14 protein-coding genes are annotated in these 18,110 nt (G+C 69.2%); 9 read left to right on the forward strand and 5 right to left on the reverse strand.

What is annotated here, in order from left to right; translation table 11 throughout:
- Positions 1-158: 158 nt before the first annotated feature.
- The 7 genes from RCAP_RS07105 to RCAP_RS07135 all read left to right on the forward strand — a co-directional run bounded on the left by RCAP_RS07105 (position 159) and on the right by RCAP_RS07135 (position 8,814).
- Positions 159-1,145 carry an iron-siderophore ABC transporter substrate-binding protein gene (locus tag RCAP_RS07105; RefSeq protein ID WP_013067158.1) on the forward strand — a complete coding sequence of 329 codons (987 nt, stop codon included), beginning with the start codon at positions 159-161 and terminating at the stop codon, positions 1,143-1,145.
- Entirely contained in the window at positions 1,142-2,170 is a 1,029-nt protein-coding gene (locus RCAP_RS07110; RefSeq protein WP_013067159.1) for a FecCD family ABC transporter permease, read from the forward strand. Before RCAP_RS07105 ends, RCAP_RS07110 begins: the two co-directional genes overlap by 4 nt.
- On the forward strand, positions 2,167-3,198 hold the full coding sequence (locus RCAP_RS07115) for a FecCD family ABC transporter permease (protein WP_013067160.1): 1,032 nt from the start codon (positions 2,167-2,169) through the stop codon (positions 3,196-3,198). The genes RCAP_RS07110 and RCAP_RS07115 overlap by 4 nt, the downstream gene beginning before the upstream one ends.
- Entirely contained in the window at positions 3,195-4,010 is an 816-nt protein-coding gene (locus RCAP_RS07120) for an ABC transporter ATP-binding protein (protein WP_013067161.1), read from the forward strand. Before RCAP_RS07115 ends, RCAP_RS07120 begins: the two co-directional genes overlap by 4 nt.
- On the forward strand, positions 4,003-5,037 hold the full coding sequence (locus RCAP_RS07125; protein ID WP_013067162.1) for a siderophore-interacting protein: 1,035 nt from the start codon (positions 4,003-4,005) through the stop codon (positions 5,035-5,037). Before RCAP_RS07120 ends, RCAP_RS07125 begins: the two co-directional genes overlap by 8 nt.
- Before the next feature lie 169 nt (positions 5,038-5,206).
- Positions 5,207-7,021: an ABC transporter ATP-binding protein gene (locus tag RCAP_RS07130; RefSeq protein WP_013067163.1), complete on the forward strand. Its 1,815-nt coding sequence runs from the start codon at positions 5,207-5,209 to the stop codon at positions 7,019-7,021.
- Complete coding sequence (locus RCAP_RS07135) at positions 7,021-8,814, forward strand: ABC transporter ATP-binding protein (protein ID WP_013067164.1); 1,794 nt, start codon at positions 7,021-7,023, stop codon at positions 8,812-8,814. Before RCAP_RS07130 ends, RCAP_RS07135 begins: the two co-directional genes overlap by 1 nt.
- Positions 8,815-8,850: 36 nt before the next feature.
- Here RCAP_RS07135 and RCAP_RS07140 read toward each other — a convergent pair whose 3' ends face one another.
- From RCAP_RS07140 to fepB, 4 genes are read right to left on the reverse strand one after another with little or no spacing between them, the layout of a single operon-like run.
- Entirely contained in the window at positions 8,851-9,660 is an 810-nt protein-coding gene (locus RCAP_RS07140; RefSeq protein ID WP_013067165.1) for an ABC transporter ATP-binding protein, read from the reverse strand.
- The gene (locus tag RCAP_RS07145; RefSeq protein ID WP_013067166.1) at positions 9,657-10,706 is read right to left on the reverse strand and encodes a FecCD family ABC transporter permease; all 1,050 of its coding nucleotides are present in this window, start codon (positions 10,704-10,706) and stop codon (positions 9,657-9,659) included. Before RCAP_RS07145 ends, RCAP_RS07140 begins: the two co-directional genes overlap by 4 nt.
- Positions 10,703-11,704, reverse strand: coding sequence for a FecCD family ABC transporter permease (locus RCAP_RS07150; RefSeq protein WP_013067167.1), 1,002 nt, complete (start codon positions 11,702-11,704; stop codon positions 10,703-10,705). The genes RCAP_RS07145 and RCAP_RS07150 overlap by 4 nt, the downstream gene beginning before the upstream one ends.
- Before the next feature lie 2 nt (positions 11,705-11,706).
- A complete protein-coding gene (fepB, locus tag RCAP_RS07155; RefSeq protein WP_013067168.1) occupies positions 11,707-12,651 on the reverse strand; it encodes a Fe2+-enterobactin ABC transporter substrate-binding protein in 945 nt (314 codons plus the stop codon).
- Between the two features lie 297 nt (positions 12,652-12,948).
- On the opposite strand from fepB, the gene RCAP_RS07160 reads away from it, so the two are divergent.
- Entirely contained in the window at positions 12,949-15,030 is a 2,082-nt protein-coding gene (locus RCAP_RS07160; protein ID WP_013067169.1) for a TonB-dependent receptor, read from the forward strand.
- A gap of 219 nt (positions 15,031-15,249) precedes the next feature.
- On the opposite strand, the gene RCAP_RS07165 is transcribed toward RCAP_RS07160, so the two are convergent.
- Positions 15,250-16,626, reverse strand: a complete 1,377-nt coding sequence (locus RCAP_RS07165) for a M20/M25/M40 family metallo-hydrolase (RefSeq protein ID WP_013067170.1) — start codon at positions 16,624-16,626, stop codon at positions 15,250-15,252.
- 227 nt (positions 16,627-16,853) lie between these two features.
- Here RCAP_RS07165 and hemA point away from each other — a divergent pair, with 227 nt between their 5' ends.
- Positions 16,854-18,083, forward strand: a complete 1,230-nt coding sequence (hemA, locus tag RCAP_RS07170; protein ID WP_013067171.1) for a 5-aminolevulinate synthase — start codon at positions 16,854-16,856, stop codon at positions 18,081-18,083.
- The last annotated feature ends 27 nt before the right edge of the window (positions 18,084-18,110 follow it).

The following is an 18,110-nucleotide window of genomic DNA, read 5'->3' on the forward strand; positions in this document are numbered from 1 at the left end:
CGCTCTAGCAGCCGGGCGCGGATGGGTCTTGAAGAAACTGATGGTTTTTGTCAGAAACTTTGGCGAAGCCGCGCCGCGCCCGGTTCCGACGGCTGCGCCGCCTTGACCGGCCCGGCCGCCACGGGCAAGGCGGTGCCAATCGAAGGACTCCTGCCGCCATGAAACGCCCCCTGTTCCTGTTGCGCCTTGGCGCCCTTGCCCTTGTGGCGGTGCTGCCGCAGGCGGCGCTGGCCGAATCCTATCCGCTGGAAATCCGCCATGCCTTCGGCACCACCGTCCTGACCGAAAAGCCGGTCCGCATCGCCACGGTGGCCTGGAGCAACCACGAGGTGCCGCTGGCGCTGGGGGTGGTACCGGTGGGCTTTGCGCGGGCGAATTTCGGCGATGACGACGGGGATGGCATCCTGCCCTGGGTCGAGGCGCGTCTGGCGGAACTGGGCGCCCCGCCGCCGGTGCTCTTTGACGAGGGCGACGGGATCGACTTCGAGGCGGTGGCGGCGACCGAGCCCGATGTGATCCTGGCGGCCTATTCCGGCCTTTCCGCGCAGGATTATGCCACGCTCAGCCGCATCGCCCCGGTGGTGGCCTATCCGCAAGCGCCCTGGACGACGGATTGGCGCCAGATGATCGCGCTGAACAGCGCGGGTATGGGCATGGCCGCCGAGGGGCAGGCGCTGATTGCGCGGCTCGACGCCCAAATTGCGAAGACCCGCGCGGAACATCCTGAATTCGCGGGAAAAACCGCGATGTTCGTGACCCATCTGGCGGCGCAGGATCTGAGCCGGATCGGCTTTTACACCGAGCGCGATGCCCGGGTGCAGTTCTTTCGCGACCTGGGCTTTGACGCGCCGCAGATGGTGCGGGAGGCCGCCGCGGGGGGCGCCTTTTCGGCCGAGGTCAGCGCCGAGCTGATCGACAGCCTGGCCGATGTCGACGTGCTGGTGACCTATGGCGGCGCGGCTTTGCGTGACAGCCTGTCAAGCGATCTTCTGACCGCGCAGCTGCCCGCAGTGCGGCGCGGCGCGCTGGTGATGCTCGACAATGACCCGATGGGCACCGCGGCCAATCCCACGCCGATGTCGCTGCCCTGGGTGCTGGAGGCCTATGCCGACCGGCTCTCGGCGGCGGTGACGGCGGGGCGATGAGCGGGCAGACGATGCGCGGGCAGACGGCAATCGGGCAGGCGGGCAGGGTGTTCCGCGGGCTGATGGCCGTGGCGGCGCTGACGGTCGTTGTCGGGCTGTCGCTGGGCCTTGGCGCGCGGTCGGTCGGGCTGGCGGATCTCTGGATCGGGTTGACCGGCACGCCGCACACCATCGCCGAGGCGGCGGTGGCGGCGCGGCTGCCGCGCACGGTTCTGGCGGCGCTCGCCGGGGCTTCGCTGGCCATGGCCGGGGCGGCGATGCAGGGGCTGACGCGCAATCCGCTGGCCGATCCGGGCCTTTTGGGCACCAATGCCGGGGCGGCTTTGGCGGTGGTGATCGCGCTGGCCTGGCTTGGCCCCGGGGGCGCCGCCGCGACGATCTGGATTGCCATTGCCGGGGCGGGGATCGCGGCCGCGGCGGTCTATGCAATTGCCAGTCTGGGGCGGGGCGGCGCGACGCCGCTCAAGCTGGCGCTGGCGGGCGCGGCGCTGGGGGCGGCGCTGGGCGCGCTGACGACGGCAGTGATCTTGCCGCGCGGCGATATCGGCGGTCTGGCGCAATCCTGGATGATCGGCGGCGTCGGCGGCGCCCGCTTTGCGCAGATCGCGCCGGTCTTGCCGTTTCTGGCCGCGGGGGCGGTGGCGACGCTCGTTTCGGCGCGCAAGCTGAACCTGCTGGCCTTGGGCGAGGAGACCGCGACCGGGCTGGGCGAGACGGTCTGGCGGGCGCGGGCGCTGGCGGCGGGCGGGGCGATCCTGCTGTCGGGCGCCACCACCGCGCTCTGCGGTCCGATCGGCTTCGTGGGTCTTGTGGTGCCGCATGCCTGTCGGGGGCTTTTCGGCGTCGATTACCGCTGGATCCTGCCCTTTTCCGCCCTGGGGGGCGCGCTGCTGCTGCTTCTGGCCGATGTCGCGGGCCGGGTGATCGCCCGCCCGGCCGAGGTGGATGCGGGCATCGTCACCGCCTTTCTGGGGGCGCCGGTCTTCATCTGGATCGTGCGGCGCCTGGGCGGGCGGGCGCCATGACGGCGACGCTTGCCATCATCGCCCGGTTGCGCCGGGACCGGCTGCGCCGCCGCGCCCTTGTGCTGGCGCTTCTGGCGGCGCTGATCTTCGCGGGCCTTGCCGCCATGCTGATGCTCGGCCATCGGCTGCTTGCGCCCGGCGTCGTGCTTGAGGTTCTGCGGGGCGCCGAGATCCCGGGCGTCAGCTTCACCCTGCGCGAGCTGCGCTTGCCGCGGGCGCTTCTGGCCGTGGCCGCGGGGGCGGCCTTCGGTCTGGGCGGCATCGCCTTTCAGACGCTGTTGCGCAATCCGCTGGCCAGCCCCGACATCATCGGCATCAGCGCGGGGGCCAGTGCCGCGGCGGTGCTGGCGATCGTCGGCCTTGGTCTGGGCGGGCCCGTGGTGTCGGTTCTGGCGGTGGCGGCGGGGCTGGGCGTGGCCGGGCTGATTACACTTTTGTCCTGGCGCGACGGGCTTTGCGGCACGCGGCTCATTCTGGTGGGGATCGGGCTTTCGGCGCTCTTGCAAAGCCTGACCGCCTATGTGCTGAGCCGCGCGCCAAGCTGGTCGTTGCAAGAGGCCTTGCGCTGGATGTCGGGCAGCCTGAACGGCGCGCAGATGGGGCAGGTGGCGCCACTTGCCGTGGTGCTGGGTCTTGGCGGCGGTTGGCTGATCGCGCGTGCCGCCGATCTGGAGGCGCTGCGGCTGGGCGACGAGGCGGCGGCGGGGCTGGGCTTGCGGCTCGGTCGGCTGCGGGTGGGCGTGATCCTGGCGGCGGTGGCGCTGGTCGCGGTGGCCACGGCGACGGTCGGTCCGGTGGCCTTTGTCGCCTTTCTCTCGGGGCCGATCGCGGCGCGGCTGACCGGGCGCGAGGGATCGCTTTTGCTGCCCGCGGCCTGCGTTGGCGCGGTTCTGGTGCTGGCGGCCGATCTGGCCGGGCAGTGGCTTTTGCCCGCGCGCTATCCGGTGGGCGTCGTCACCGGGGTTCTGGGCGCCCCCTATCTTCTGGCGCTGATCTGGCGCGACAATGCGAAAGGAGCCGGTCTGTGACACCCCCAACCCTGTCGGCGCGCGGTCTTGTGGCGGGCTATGGCGCGGCGCCGGTGCTGCAGGGCATCGACCTTGACATCGCGCCGGGCAAGATCACCGTCATCGTCGGCGCCAATGCCTGCGGCAAGTCCACGCTGCTGCGCGCGCTGGCGCGGCTCTTGCCGCTGCGGGCGGGGCGGGTGACCTTTGACGGCACCGATCTGCACCGGATCGCGCCGCGCAGGCTGGCGCGCAGGCTTGGCTTCTTGCCGCAAACGCCGATCGCCCCCGAGGGCATCACCGTGCTGGATCTGGTCAGCCGCGGGCGCCATCCGCATCAGGGGCTGTTTGCGCGCTGGAGCCCCGCCGATGCCGCAGCCGTCGCCCGGGCGCTCGATGTCACCGACACCGCGGCGCTGGCCGGGCGCGATCTGGCGGCGCTGTCGGGCGGGCAGCGCCAGCGCGTCTGGATCGCCATGGCGCTGGCGCAGGAGACCGAGCTGCTGCTTTTGGACGAGCCGACGACTTTTCTGGACATCAACCATCAGATCGAAGTGCTGGATCTTCTGGCCGATCTCAACCGCCGCCGCGGCACCTCGGTGGTGATGGTGCTGCATGATCTCAATCTGGCGGCGCGCTATGCCGATGTGCTGGTGGCGATGCGGGCCGGGCGGCTGCACGATCAGGGCCCGCCCGGGGCGGTGCTGAGCGCGGCCAATATCCGCGCGCTTTTCGGACTGGACAGCACGATCCTGCCCGATCCGGTCAGCGGGCGGCCGATGATGATCCCGCACGGGCGGCAGACGGGACAAAGGGGGCTTGCGCATGGCTGAAGAAGCGCATCGGATCACCACGCTGTTGCCGGTCGATGCCGAAACCGCACTGCCGCGGTTCGAGGCCCGCGCCAGCGCCATCGGCTTTGCCTCTGCGCGCATCGGGGGGCGGCTGCGGGTGACGCTTTCGGGCGGCACGGCGACGGTCGGCCCCGCCCCGGGGGGCACCGCGCTTGAAGTCACGGCCGAGGATGGCCCGCATCTGCAGATGCTGCGCGACTATCTGACCGAGGAATTGCAGGCGGCGGGGCTGCGCCCGCTTTGGCAGGGACCGCCGGGCGACGGCTGGCCCGCCAGCCATGCGCGCACGCGGGTGGTGGCGGTGCAGCGCCTCTCGCCCGCGTATCGACGCGTCACTCTGGCCGGGGCCGATCTGGCGCGCTTTGACGCGGGCGGGCTGCATTTCCGCCTGCTTCTGGGGCCTGCGGGCGCGGATTGGCCCCGCACCGATGGCAATGGCGTGACGCAATGGCCGGGGGGCGCTGCGGCCTGGCACAGGCCCGTCTACACGATCCGCCATCTGGATCTGACCCCGCCCGAGCCGCAGCTGGCCTTTGATGTCTTCGTGCATGCGGGCGGGCGCGTCACCGACTGGACGGCAACTCTGCGCCCCGGCACCGACGTCGTGCTGGCCGGGCCGGGCGGCGACCGGGGGCCGCGTCCGGCGGCCTGGCACGGCCTTGTCGGCGACGAGACCGCGCTGCCGGTGATCGCCCGGCATCTGGCGCTTTTGCCCGCCGATGCGCGTGGCGCGGCGCGGATCGTGGTTCCCGACCGGGCCGACATCCAGCCGCTGACCGCCCCGCCGGGGGTGGCGCTGCGCTGGCTCTTGCGGGCCGAGGGCGCGACGCCGCTTGCGGCGCTGGCAGAGCTGTCCATTCCCGAAACCGGCCGCGCGGTCTTTTTCGCCGCCGAACAGGCCGAGGCGCAGGCGGCGCGGCAGGCGCTTTTGGCGCGCGGGCTGGCCAGGTCCGAATTCACCGCCGCGGGCTACTGGAGCGCCGTCACCGCCCCCGGAGAGGCCTGACCTGTTGGCGCCACCCGCGCGCGGATATCGCCCAGGTCCGCCCCGCGGCGGCAGATCGGAGAAGACGGCTTGCCTTTCCCGGGCCGAGCGGTCAGATTTTCCGCGTCAGCCAGCTGTGCCTTGCCGCAGCCCAGCCAGAGAATGCAGTCATGCAGGAAAAGGCGGGCAGATGGCGGTTTCGGAACAGGCGGGCACAGAGGCACCGGGGGCGGGGCGCAGGCCGCCGTCGCCCTGGCGCATCCTGAACCCCGTGCGGGGGCAGATCCGGCTGGCGATGGCGATTTCGGCGGGCTCGGCGCTTTCAGCGCTTGGGGTGATGGTGTCGCTGACGCTGGTGATCCGCGCGCTGCTGGACCGGCCGGAGATCATGCCCTGGGGCCCGCTTGGCGCGGCGGCGCTTTGCACGGTTGCCGCCTATGCCGCCCGGCTTGGCGCCTTCAACCAGGCGCATTACGCGGCCTTCCGGCTGGAGCGGATCTTGCGCATCGGTCTGGCGAACCGGCTGGCGCGGGTGTCGCTGGGCTATGTCGAGGCGCAGGGCGCGGGCGCGCTGGCCAAGGTCATCCATGACGACGTGAAGGCGCTGCATGTCTTTGTCGCCGACAGCACGCCGCTTTATGCCCGCGCCTATGTCACGCCGGTCGTGACCTTCGCGCTGCTTTGGCTGTTCGACTGGCGGCTGGCGCTGGTGGCGCTGGCGGTGCTGGCGCTTGGCTGGGGCATCCTGCGCGGGGCGCAGCGGCGGCGGCGCGACATGGTGCGGGCCTATAATGCGGCGCGCGAAAAGGTCAGCGCGGCGGTTGTGGAATATGTGCAGGCGATGCCCGTGGTGCGCAATTTCGACAGCGGCCAAAGCAGTTTCGGCCGCTATCAGGCGGCGCTCGACGGCTATCTGGCGGTGATGCTGGACTGGTACCGCGCCGCGGGTTTTCCGGCGCGGTTCTCCTGGCTGATGCTGGGCCCGATGCCGACGCTGACGCTGGTCCTTGGCGCGGGGCTTTGGTTCAGCGCGATGGGCGATCTGTCGGTGCCGCGCTGGCTGGGGGTGCTTCTGGCCTGCACCGGCATGGCCGAGGCGATGATGCCGATGATGATGCTGCGCCACATGATCGAAAAGGTCGGGCTGAGCGTGGCGCGGATCGAGGAGGTGATGGCCGCCCCCGATCTGGACGAGGCCGGGGCGATGCCGCCCGGGCCGCTCGCCTTCGACCCTGCGGCGCCTGCGCTGCGCTTTGACCGGGTGCGGTTTTCCTATGCGCCCGACCTGCCCCCGGCGCTTGACGATGTCAGTTTCGAGGTCGCGCGCGGCAGTGTCACCGCGCTGGTCGGCCCCTCGGGCGCGGGCAAGACCACGGTGGCGCGTCTGGTGCCGCGGTTCTGGGATGTCACCGCGGGCAAGATCGAGATCGGCGGCCATGACATCCGCAAGATCGGCGCCGGGCGGCTGATGCAACAGGTCGCCTTCGTGTTTCAGGAAAGCTTCCTTTTTGCCGATACCATCGCGGCGAATATCCGCATCGGCCGCCCCGAGGCCACCGAGGCCGAGGTGATCGCGGCGGCACGGGCGGCGCAGGCTCATGACTTCATCACCGCGCTGCCGCAGGGCTACGAGACCCGGGCGGGGGAACGCGGCGTGTTCCTCTCGGGCGGGCAGCGCCAGCGCATCGCCATTGCCCGGGCGCTGCTGCAAGATCGTCCGGTGCTGGTGCTGGACGAGGCGACGGCCTTTGCCGATCCGGAAAACGAGGCCGAGCTGATTGCGGCGCTCTCCGAGCTGATGCGCGGGCGCACGGTGATCATGGTGGCGCATCGGCTGGCGACGATCCGCGATGCCGATCAGATCCTTGTCTTCGAGCGCGGCCGGATCGTCGAGCGCGGCCGTCACGCGGCGCTGGTGGGGCAGGGCGGGCTTTATGCAAGGCTTTGGCAGAATTACGAAACGGCGCAAAACTGGTCGCTTGGCGCGGCCCGGGAGGGGATCTGATGGCGGTCATCGGCAAGGAACCGGCCGGGCGGCCGGGGGCAAGTTCCTTTGCGACGACGTTCCGGCAACTGGCCGAAAGCGTCGGGCCGGAAGATGCGCCGGGGCTGCGGCGCGCGCTTTTCGGGCTGATCGCGGCGGCGGCGCTGCAGGGGCTCGGGCTGGCGGTGATCGCGCCCCTTTTCACCGCCGCGGCGACGCCGGGCGGGCTTGACCGGGCGCTTTCGTGGTTTGCTGTTCTGCTTTTGCTGATGGGCGCGGCCTCGGCGCTGCGCTGGCGCGCGCAGGGCTTCGATTTCGACGGCCGGATGGTGCGGGCGACCTGGCGGCTGCGCCGGCGGCTGGGGGCGAAGCTGCGCGAGATCCCGCTGGAACAGCTGCAGGACAAGCGCGCGGGCGAGATGAACGCGGTCGTGCTGGGCAATGTCGATGAAAACCTGCTTTATGCGCTGACCGTGCTCAATCTGGTCTTTGCCGCGGTCGTCACGCCGTTTTGCGCCGCGCTGGGGCTGATGCTGTTTGACGGGCGGCTGGGGCTTTTGCTGCTGGCGGTGTTTCCGGCGATCGTGCCGCTTTACCGCTGGCGGCGTCCGGCGCTGGGGCGGGGCAAGCGCATCCTCGGTCAGGCGCACCAAGAAGCAAGCGCCGATGTGCTGGAATACACGCAAGGCTTGGCGATCCTGCGCGCGGCGGGGCGGGCCGGGGAAAAGGCCGCCCGGCTGTCGCAGACCTTCCAGAAACTTGAGGCGATTCAGGTCTTTGGCCATCGCAAAGGGGCGAAGCCCAATATCCTTGTGGCCAGCGTGGTCGAGCTGGGGTTGCTCGCCGTGCTGATGACCGGGGTTTTTCTGGTGACGCGCGGCAGTCTTGATCCGGCGGCGCTTGGGGCGGTTTTCGTGATCGTGGTGCGGCTTTCCGAGCCGCTTTCGACCTTCATCCTTTACACCGCGATGCTGGAGGTGATGGAGGCCGCGCTGGAACGGATCGGCGCGCTTCTGGCGATGGCGCCCCTGCCGCAGCGGGCGCCCGCCCTGATGCCGACCCGCCATGACATCCGCTTCGAGGCGGTCAGCTTCACCCATGCCCGGGCCGGGGCGCCGACGATCCGCGCCTTCAGCGCCCTTTTGCCCGAACACTCGCTGACCGCGCTGGTCGGGCCCTCGGGCTGCGGCAAGACCACGCTGACGCGGCTTTTGCTGCGCCATTTCGATCCGCAGGAGGGGGCGTTGCAGATTGGCGGCATCGATCTGCGCCAGATCCCGGCAGAGCGTCTCAACGATCTGATTTCGGTGGTGTTTCAGGACGTCTATCTGTTCAATGACACGGTGCTGGCGAATATCCGCATGGGCCGCCCCGACGCGACCGAGGCCGAGGTGCGGGCGGCGGCGCAGGCGGCGCAATGCCTTGAATTCATCGAGCGGCTGCCGCAGGGCTGGCAGACGCCTTTGGGCGAGATCGGCGGCAGGCTGTCGGGCGGCGAACGGCAGCGCATCTCGATCGCGCGGGCGCTGCTCAAGGATGCGCCGATTGTCGTTCTGGATGAACCGACGGCGGCGCTCGATACCGAAAGCGAGCTGGCGGTGCAGCGCGCGCTGGATGCGCTGGTGGCGCGCAAGACGGTGATCGTGATCGCGCATCGGCTCTCGACGATTGTCGGGGCGGATCAGATCCTGGTGATCGAGGACGGGCGGCTGGTGCAGGCGGGGCGGCATGCCGATCTTTTGGCCGCGGGCGGGCGCTATGCGCGGATGTGGGCGGCGCAGGGGGCGGTGAAACGCTGGTCGGTCGGGCGCTGATTTGGGGGACGTTGATCTGGGGGGCGTTGAAGGGGGTCAGCGCGCCACGATCAGCGGCGTGTGGCTGATCGGATCGTCAAGGATCACCGCCTCCAGCCCGAAGACCTGCCGCAGCAGATCGGGGGTCATCAGCCGGGCGGGCGGGCCCTCGGCCACCACCCGGCCCGCCGCCATCACCACCAGATGATCCGCATAGCGGCAGGCCTGGTTGAGATCATGCAGCACGGCGACGATGGTCCGGCCCTGATCGCGGTTGAGCCGTTGCAGCAGCGTCAGCAGTTCCAGCTGATGCGCGATGTCCAGAAAGGTCGTCGGCTCGTCCAGAAGCAGGATCGGCGTCTGCTGCGCCAGCACCAGCGCGATCCAGACCCGCTGCCGCTGCCCGCCCGACAGCGCATCGACCTCGGCCTGCGCCAGATCGGCCACCCCGGTCGCCGCCATCGCCTCGGCGACGATGCGGGCATCTTCCGCGCTCCATTGCCGGAACGGCCCCTGATGCGGATAGCGGCCGCGCGCCACCAGATCCTCGACACTGATCCCCGAGGGCGCCTGCGCGCTTTGCGGCAAAAGCCCGATCTGCCGTGCCAGCGCCCGCGCGGGCAGCCGCGCGATGGCCTGACCGTCCAGCAGCACCTGCCCGGCCTGCGGCGGCAAAAGATTGCACAGCCCGCGCAGAAGCGTCGATTTCCCGCAGCCATTCGGCCCGAGGATGACGGAAAACCGCCCCTCGGGCAGCGCAAGCGTGACATCGGCGCAGATCTGCCGCCCCGCATAGCCCAGCTGCAGCGCCTGCGTGCGCAACCGGCTTTGCACCCCGGTCGCCGTGGTCTTGCCGTCGTCCCTCATCCCCTTTGCCCCGCGAGTCCCTGCCGTGTCAAAAGCCAGATCAGATAAAGACCGCCCAGAACGCCGGTGACCTGACCGACCGGCAGCATCGCCCCGACGGGCAGAACCCGGGTCAGCAGATCGGCCCCGGCCAGCAGCAGCGCCCCCAGCAGCGCCGCGCCGAAAAGCGGCTGATCGACCGTCCGGCCAAGCCGTTGCGCCAGCTGCGGCGCGGCCAGCGCGACAAAGGCGACCGGCCCCGCCGCGCTGGTGGCAAGCGCGACCAGCAGCAGCGCCGCCAGAAGCATCGCCCCCCGCACCCGCTCGACCGCGACGCCGAGCGGCCCGGCCAGATCGTCGCCCATCGCCATCAGCGCAAGCGGCCGCATGCCGAACAGCATCGCGGGCAAAAGCAGCGCAAGCCCCGTCCAAAGCGGCCAGACATGGCCCCAGTCCCGCCCCTCGACCGAGCCCGCCAGCCACAGATTGGCCGAGATCGCGGCGTCCAGATCGCCCTTGACCAGCAACAGCGCGTTCAGCGCGCTCAGCATCGCGCCGACGCCGATGCCGGTCAGCACCAGCCGATGCGCGCCGACGCGGCCATTCTTGCGCGCCAGAAGATAGACCCCGGCCCCGGTCAGCAATGCTCCGGCCATGGTCGCGGGCACGACATCGGCCCCCGATCCGCCAAAGGCGATGATCTGCACCAGCGCCCCCGAGGCGGCCCCGGCGGTGAAGCCGATCACATCGGGCGAGCCCAGCGGGTTGCGCGCGATGCTTTGAAACACCGCGCCCGAGGCGCCAAGCGCCGCCCCCGCGCCCAGCGTGACCAAGAGCCTCGGCAACCGGATGTCGAAGACCGCATGGGCAACCGCGCGCCCGGGCGCGGCCCCGGTCAAAAGCTGCCACAGATCGGCCGGGCTGACCGGAATCCGCCCCTGCAGCAGCGCGGCGATCCCTGCGGCGGTCAGCAGGGCCAGCAGACCCAGGTTCAGCGCCAGGGCGCGCCGATGGAGCCGCAGCGACCAGCGCCGATGCCGCAGCGTGATCCGGGCCGGGCCGCTCACCGCGCGCCCATCCGCAGCCGCCGCGCCAGCGCGATGAAGATCCCGCCGCCGATCAGCCCCGCCATGATGCCCAGATCGATCTGCCCCGGCGCGCCGATCACCCGTCCGGCCAGATCGGCAAAAGCCACCAGCGCCGCCCCGGTCAGCATCGAGGCCAGCAGCAGCGGCCGATGCGCCGGTCCGGCGATGGGCCGCGCCAGATGCGGCGCCGCCAGACCGACGAAGCTGATCGGCCCCGCCGCCGCGGTGGCCGCGCCCGCCAGCACCACGATCACCGCCGCGGCGGCAAACCAGATCCGGCGCGGATCGGCGCCAAGGCTCTGGCCGAACTCCTTTCCCAGCGCCAGCGCATCGAGCGGCCGCGCCAGCGCCAGCGCCGCGCAAACCCCCGCCGCCCCGATCGCCGCCGTGGGCCCCAGCACCGCCCAGCCGCGCCCCTGCAGCGACCCCACCGCCCAATGACGGAACTGATCGAAGATCGCCGCCTCGGCATTGACGGTGATCACCCGGGTCAGGGTCAAAAGCACGATCGAAAGCGCCGCCCCCGCCAGCACCAGCCGCACCGGATCATGCCCGCGCGCAAGCCCGCCGAGCCCGAAAACCGCCGCGCCCCCCAGCGCCGCCCCGGCAATCCCCGCCCAAAGCGCCGCCGTCACCTCGACATGGCCAAAGACCGCGATCTGACAGACGATCGCCAGCGTCGCCCCGGCCGAAATCCCCAAAAGCCCCGGATCGGCCAGCGGATTGCGCGTCAAGGTCTGCATCAAGGCCCCCGCCGCGCCAAGCGCCGCCCCCACGACCAGCGCCAAGAAGGCCCGCGGCAGGCGCTGCTCGCGCACCAGCAGATGCGCGCCGTCGCCCGGATCAAAGGCGCTCAGCGCGGCCAGCGTCACCCGCAGCCCGATCTCGCGCGGGCCGATGAAGGGGCTGGCCAGCGTGGTGCAAAGCAGGAACAGCAGCGCCGCCGAAAGCAGCAGGCGCGGGCGCGGGGCTTGCATGATCACGCCCCGCCGAAGTGCTGCGCGATGCCCGCCACGATCTCCTGCGCGCTGTAATAATCCACCCGGAAGGAATTCGGCCCCAGCCCATAGACCTGCCCGGCGCGGACCGAGGGCAGGTTGGCGAGGATCGGATCGGCCAGAAACCGGGCGGCATCAGCGCTGGTGCCTGACAGCAGAAAGGTCGTCTCGGCCTGCAGCGCGGTCAGTTGTTCATAAGCGGCGCGGACGAAATCGGCCGAGGCCGTCGCGCCCGTCTCCTGCCAGCTTTGCGGCGGATCTTCGAGGGTGAAGCCCAGCCGTGCCAGCAGCTGGCCATGCACGCCCCTTGCGGTGGCGATCGGATTGGGGGCGCCCGCGCCGTTGTAGCTGATGATATTGGCGCGGCCCGCGGGCAGGTTCAGCCGCGCGCGCGTGGCTTCCAGCTCTTGCGTGAAACCCGCCAGAAGCGCCCCGGCCTCGGCCTCGCGGCCGGTGGCGCGGCCGAGCTGGCGCGACAGCTCCTGCCAGTCGAGCGCGCCGTAATCGAGCACCAGAACCGGCGCCACCTCGGCCAAAGCCTGCCGATGCGCCAGCGCGGAATCCGCGCCCCCGGCGGAAACCACGATCAGATCCGGGGCAAGCGCCCAGACCGCCTCCAGATCCACCGACCCGGCAGGCCAGAGCTTTTCGACCCCGCGGGTTTCGGCAGCCGCCTGCCATTGCGCGAAAAAATCGCCATGCGCGCTGGTGGCAGAACCGATCAGCGGTGCCCCGATCGCCAGCAGGCTGCCCGAAAGCGTGACCGAGCTGGACAGGATGCGCGCGGGCGGGGCGGTCAGATCGGTCACACTGCCATCGGCATTCGTGATCCGCCGGGGCCAAGCCTCGGCCGCCCCGGCGCGCAGGGGCATGGCGGGCAGGGCGCCCGCGCACAGGCTGGCGATCAGAAAATGGCGACGTTCCATGCTTCCTCCGCGCCCGGCGCTGCGGTCAGGCCTCGCTTGCCACGGGCTGCAATGGCCGATAAAAATACTCGGAAATCCGGGGGCGTCAACCTTTGTCTTGGCCATCGCGGCGCGATCGGCGCGGCGCTGACAACCTGACTGACGAAATTGCAGCAGTAAACTATTTTTGTCAGGAATCGCTTTCCGCGCCCCCGGGTTCGCGTAAACGTGACACCCCGGCCCCAGCCTTGCGGCCGGGCCGTCCCATTCCGATGCCAGCCGTTTCACGCCAGCCGTCGCCATTTCAAGGAAAGCAGCATGAAACGACTGAAAGGAGCGCGCCTTCTGCGCGGCGCGAGCATTGCGGCCCTGTGTGTTCTGAGCCCGCAAACCGGGTTCGCCGAGGAAGGCGCCGAGGAAGGCTTTTCGCTGGGCACGATCGTCATCACCGGGGAAAAACTGGCCCGCAGCCTGCAGCGCACCGCGTCGTCGGTGAGCGCGCTCGACGGTGCCGCCGTGGCCAAGGCAGACGAGGCCGGCAAGGACAGCCTGGCCAAGGCGGCAGAGGGGATGGCGAACGTGACCTATCCGTCCGTGGGCGGTCAGGGCGGGGCGCCGACGATCCGCGGTCAGGACAGCGAGGGGCCGAACTCGGGCGCCACCGCGTTTTTCGGCGGCACCGTGCCGCGCATGGCGGTCAGCGTCGACGGCCATTACCTGACTTATAACGAGCTGGTCTGGAGTTCGGCGGCGATCTGGGACGTGGACGGCATCGAGGTGTTCCGCGGCCCGCAAACGGTGGCCCAGGGCGCCAACAGCATTGCCGGGGCGATGATCGTCACCACGAAAGACCCGAGCTTCACCCGCGAGGGCGCGGTGCAGCTGCAATATGGCAGCGACAACCGCCGCCGCGTCTCGGCGGTGGTGTCGGGGCCGGTCGCAACTGATCTGGCGGCGCGGCTTTCGGTCGATTACTCGGCCCGCGACACCTATATTTCCTACACCAACCCCGCCTTTGCGCTGGGGGGCACCGATCAGGATTTCGACGCGAAGACCCTGCGCTTCAAGCTTTTGTGGCAGCCTGCGGGGCTTTCCGGGTTCGAGGCGAAGCTGAGTTTCGCCCATGTCGACACCAGCCGTCCGACCTGGGAAGCGGCGATGGCGCCTTATGAGGATCTGGAAAGCACCGTCACCGGCAACCCGAGCTGGGACCTGCGCAGCAATGCCACCGTGCTGGATCTGAGCAAGGATTTCGGCAATGGCGTGAAGATCGTCAACAGCTTGCGCGTCGCCGACGTGCAGACCTCGCGGATCACCGAGCCGGTGACCTCGGGCAGCGCCGAAAACGATCAGGACATCGTCTCGAACGAGACCCGGCTGACCTTTGGCGACGAGATGGCGACCTTCAGCGGTCTGGCGGGGCTTTTCCTGTCCTCGACGAAGACCGACGAGACGCTGAACCTGCGCGGCTCGACCGTCTTTGAGGATGAAAAGCGCAGCGCCGGGGTGTTCACCGAGCTGAACTATCGCTTTGCCCCCGACTGGATGCTGACCGGCGGGCTGCGCTATCAGCGCGACGACGTGGAGCGGCGCGGCACCACCAGCTTCACGCCCGAGGTGCTGGATTACGACCGGAGTTTCGATGCCTGGCTGCCGAAGCTTGCGCTGACCCATGACCTGAACGACACCACCAGCATCGGCGCGATGGTCAGCAAGGGCTACAACCCGGGCGGGGTGACGCTTGGCTTCGTGTCAAGGCAATATGTGACCTTCGAGCCGGAAACGGTCTGGAACTACGAGCTTTTCGGCCGCACGAAGCTGTTTGACGAGCGGCTCGACCTGACCGGGAACCTGTTTTACAGCCGGATGAAGAATGCGCAGCGCTATGTGACCTCGGTGATCGAGGGCGGCTATACCGATGCGGTGACCGTCAATGCCGACAAGGCGGAATCCTACGGGATGGAGCTGGGCTTCAGCTTCGCGGCGCGCGACGACCTGACCCTGCGCGGCAATCTTGGCCTTTTGCACACCGAAATCGTCAGCTTCGAGAATGCGCTGGCCGATTACGAGGGGCATGAATTCGGCCGCGCGCCCAGCCGCACGCTCAGCCTTGGTGCGGATTGGGCGATCCGTCCCGATGTGACGCTGGCGGGCACGGTGCGTTACACCGACGCCTATTTCTCGGATGACACCAATGCGACGGCGCTTTTGATCGACGCGCATACCGTGGCCGATGCCCGGGTGACCTGGACCCCGCGCGAGGATCTGTCGCTTTTCGCCTATGTGAACAACATTTTCGATGATCGTTCGGTGACCAACCTGCGGTCGCTGCAGGGATCGCTGCAGGGCACCGTGGTCGATCCGCGCTCGGTCGGCGTCGGCCTGAAGATGACCTTCTGACCGACAGCCCGGCCCCGGGACGATCTTCGGGGCCGGGCGCCGCCACCCTGCGCGGCGCCCGCAGGCGCGGGCTCTGTTATCGGTGAAGGCCCCCCTCGGGATCTCCGCGCCGGGGCAAAGGGCAGGGAAAAGGGCGCCCGATCCGAGCGCCCTTTGCTTTTATCTTGCCTCAAATATCCCACGGGGGTGCGGGGGTGTGAAACCCCCGCCGCCGCCCGGTCAGCCCGCGATGCGGTCCAGAATCCGCGCCCAGCTGCGGATGCCCTTGTGGAAGCTCTCAAGGTCATATTTCTCGTTCGGGCTGTGGATCTGGTCGTCGTCCTTGCCAAAGCCGATCAGCATCGCATCCATGCCAAGGATCTCCTTGAAATAGCCCGCAATCGGGATCGAGCCGCCGCAGCCGACGAAAGCCGCGGGCACGCCCCATTCCTCGGTCAGCGCCGCGCGGGCGGCGTCAAAGGCCGGGTCGTCGATCGCCATCACCGAGGCGGGCGAGCCGTTCGGCGCCTTCCAGTCGAGCGTGACATCGGGGGGCAGCTGCGCCTCGATCCAGGATTTGAACGACGCCAGGATCTTTTCCGGGTCCTGATGCGAGACCAGCCGGAAGCTGACCTTGGCGCTGGCCTCGGCGGGCAGCACGGTCTTGAAGCCCGCGCCGGTATAGCCGCCCCAGATGCCGTTGATTTCCGCGGTCGGCCGCGACCAGATCTGTTCGAGCGGCGTGCGGTCCACCTCGCCCGCGGGCTGGCTCAGCCCGACCCCGCCCAGAAAGGCGGCATGGTCGAAGCCCAGCCCCTGCCACTGCGCGCGCACCTCTTCGGGCAGGTCGGCCACATCGTCGTAAAAGCCCGGCACGGTGACGCGGCCCTGATCGTCGTGCAGCTGCCCGAGGATGCGGGTCAAGACCCGGATCGGGTTGATCGCGGCGCCGCCGAAGCTGCCCGAATGCAGGTCCTTGTCGGCCGCCTTCAGGGTGAATTCGATCTTCGCCAGCCCGCGCAGCATCGTCACCACCGCGGGCACCTTGTCGGCGAAAAGCCCGGTGTCGCAAATGAGCGCCAGCGAGGCCTCGCCCAGCTCCTCGGCATTGTCCTTCATGAACGGGATGAGCGAGGGCGAACCCGATTCCTCTTCGCCCTCGAAAAAGATCGTCAGATTGCCGGGCAGGGTGCCATGCACCTCTTTCCAGGCCCGGCAGGCCTCAAGGAAGGTCATCAGCTGGCCCTTGTCATCGGCGGCGCCGCGGCCGCGGATCACCACGCCCCGGGCCGTTTCCTCAAGCGCCGGATCGAAGGGGTCGCGGTCCCACAGGTCAATCGGATCAACGGGTTGCACGTCGTAATGCCCGTAGAACAGGATGTGCCGCCCGGGGCCCGCGTGCCGCGCCACCACCATCGGATGGCCGGGGGTGGGCCGCGCCGAGGCGGTGAAGCCCAGCGATTTCAGCTCCTGCACCAGCCAGGCGGCGGCGCGGGAACAATCGCCCTCGAAGGCGGGGTCGGTCGAGATCGAGGCGATGCGCAAAAGGTCAAGCAACCTGTCGCAGGCGTCGGGCAGAGTGTCGTCGATACGGGCAAGAACGGCGTCGAGTGTCATTGAAGGGCCTCCATGGGCAAAGCCTAGCAGCGCTTGCCGGGCATGGCCAGAGCCCGGGGGGCAGGGGGCAGGGCGCCGCATCGGGCGCGCAAGAAAATGATGCACCGGGATGCGACAATTTAGAACTCCCATTTTTTGGGCGATGCGCGTAAACCTGTGCGCGCCGGACAGGGCCGAAGAGCCGACCCGGCAAACCACAACCAGCAGCAAAGCCAGGGGTGACGCACATGGACTACAATCTCGCGCTCGACAAAGCGATCCAGAAACTCCACGACGAGGGACGTTACCGCACGTTCATCGACATCGAACGCGAGAAGGGCGCCTTCCCCAAGGCGCAGTGGAACCGCCCCGATGGCGGCAAGCAGGACATCACCGTCTGGTGCGGCAACGACTATCTGGGCATGGGCCAGCACCCGGTCGTTCTGGCCGCGATGCATGAGGCGCTGGAAGCGGTCGGGGCCGGTTCGGGCGGCACCCGCAACATCTCGGGCACCACGGCCTATCACCGCCGTCTGGAAGCCGAGATCGCCGATCTGCACGGCAAGGAAGCGGCGCTTGTCTTCTCCTCGGCCTATATCGCCAATGACGCGACGCTCTCGACGCTGCGCGTGCTTTTCCCCGGCCTGATCATCTATTCCGACAGCCTGAACCACGCCTCGATGATCGAGGGGATCAAGCGCAATGCCGGGCCGAAGCGGATCTTCCGTCACAATGACGTCGCCCATCTGCGCGAGCTGATCGCCGCTGATGATCCGGCCGCGCCGAAGCTGATCGCCTTCGAATCGGTCTATTCGATGGATGGCGACTTCGGCCCGATCAAGGAAATCTGCGACATCGCCGATGAATTCGGCGCGCTGACCTATATCGACGAAGTCCATGCCGTCGGCATGTATGGCCCCCGCGGCGCGGGCGTGGCCGAGCGTGACGGTCTGATGCACCGCATCGACATCTTCAACGGCACGCTGGCGAAAGCCTATGGCGTCTTCGGCGGCTACATCGCCGCTTCGGCGAAGATGGTCGATGCCGTGCGCTCCTATGCGCCGGGCTTCATCTTCTCGACCTCGCTGCCGCCGGCGATCGCCGCTGGCGCGCAGGCCTCGATCGCGTTTTTGAAAACCGCCGAAGGGCAGAAGCTGCGCGACGCGCAACAGATGCACGCGAAGGTGCTGAAAATGCGGCTCAAGGCGCTGGGGATGCCGATCATCGACCATGGCAGCCACATCGTTCCGGTGGTCATCGGTGACCCCGTGCACACCAAGGCGGTGTCGGACATGCTCCTGTCGGATTACGGCGTTTACGTGCAGCCGATCAACTTCCCGACGGTGCCGCGCGGCACCGAACGGCTGCGCTTCACCCCCTCGCCGGTGCATGACCTGAAACAGATCGACGGGCTGGTTCATGCCATGGATCTGCTCTGGGCGCGCTGTGCGCTGAATCGCGCCGAGGCCTCTGCCTGAGCCATTCTGCGGATGCACCGCCCTCGG

Origin of the sequence: Rhodobacter capsulatus SB 1003, assembly GCF_000021865.1 — a bacterium.
GTDB lineage: Bacteria > Pseudomonadota > Alphaproteobacteria > Rhodobacterales > Rhodobacteraceae > Rhodobacter > Rhodobacter capsulatus_B.